We start from the raw sequence: 1376 nt of genomic DNA on the forward strand, positions 1-1376 counted from the left end.
GGATAAACGGACTACTTATTGACGGAACACTTCAGAGAAGTGCCAATCCAAATACTCAATTGATGGTTGGTATTCTATCTTTCTAGGTGAGGAGATTTTTCGATTAGAGAAATTATGGAGCAACTCGTTAAAACCATTTGTTCCATGTGCCCACTCTGAAATAATTAGCTGGAATTCTCGATTGATTGTAAATGCACCGCGGTCGAAAAGTTTATGGTGTAGGGAGCAAAGAGCCAAAGCATTCGTTTCGGCACAAGGGCCTCCTGCTTGATGCCATTTAATGTGTGCAGCTTCGAGGCCGACGGGGCTATCTCCAATCCTGATATTGTAATCACAGATCGCGCATTTATATTCGTATGCTCTCAGAACCTTATCTCTGAATTCTGGATTTCTTTTTTTTCTAGTTATTGTGAATCTACTTAAATCTAAGCCAACAGCAGAGCATATGTCTTCGTGGGTGGACTCTGGGAAATGAGAATCAAGAAGATTCTCAGCTATTTCCACTATCAATGAAGGAGCTGTACATATGCCATCGTATATTTCTTTAGTGAAGCCGCCATTAGGGTTGTGCTTTTTGAATTCGGAAACTAAAGGCTGGTTTTTACCTTTCTTCAATCTAAAGCCTTCAACATTATCTAGCTCCCAGAATTGGTCGTTTTTTAGGTACCAAAATGGGTACTCAGGATGGTAGCTTTTTCTGTATGGGCCAAACTCTTTTAAGAGTGCATTTAGCTTCTTCTCAATATCCATGTACTTGACTAAACGACTATGTCCGTTTTGATAATGACCTAGTATTAGCAGGGTTAGCAATGGTTTATGAGGTGCTCTCACTTCTCCTTTTTCCCATACAGAAAGGGCGCATATGATGTCTTTAATAAATTGATTTTCCACTCGTTACCTTTTTCTAAGCTAGATTGCTTAAGTAACTTTCGCCATGTTTTACATGGCTAGCCCATGCTTTGACCAACGATTCATCATCTAAATCAGGATAATGATCTCTTAGAAGCGTTTCAATCAACGATTCATAGTCTCCAAACCAAATGCTTTTACTTAAAGCCAATGAACCGTTAGTTTTTTGGTCATCTAATTCATATCTATAACCATGCTCAATAGAACAAAAAAAGGCAATCCTGGCTGATATATTGGGGGTAATACCTGTTTTGGTTTTAAGCTTCTTGAGTTTGTCTTCTGTGTCTTGAAATAGTCTGAAATTATTGGGAAGCATTTTTATACAGCCTCTTGGACTAGGTTGTTATTCCAGAAATATCCTTCACTAGCTTTTGAGGACTTAGTCTTTTCATCAAAATCAATGTGATAAGCATGGGAAATATCTTTCTCCAAATCTTGGTAGAAAGCTTGGTCTATCTCAGTATCTG

At 38.4% G+C, this 1376-nt stretch carries 2 protein-coding genes; both read right to left on the minus strand.

Features of this window, described 5'->3' with window-relative positions; translation table 11 throughout:
• Positions 1–15: 15 nt before the first annotated feature.
• Positions 16–891, minus strand: coding sequence for a phosphorothioated DNA-binding restriction endonuclease (locus tag A3761_RS21240; protein ID WP_068739908.1), 876 nt, complete (start codon positions 889–891; stop codon positions 16–18).
• A 13-nt stretch (positions 892–904) separates the two neighbouring features.
• Positions 905–1225 (minus strand): DNA sulfur modification protein DndE, encoded by a 321-nt coding sequence (gene dndE / locus A3761_RS21245; protein ID WP_068740449.1) that lies wholly within the window; start codon positions 1223–1225, stop codon positions 905–907.
• Positions 1226–1376: the final 151 nt, after the last annotated feature.

This window comes from Oleiphilus sp. HI0123 (assembly GCF_001635315.1).

Bases quoted from the DNA above. Each gene is read 5' to 3' on its own strand.
- dndE (WP_068740449.1), bottom strand. From the start codon at position 1,225: ATGCTTCCCAATAATTTCAGACTATTTCAAGACACAGAAGACAAACTC.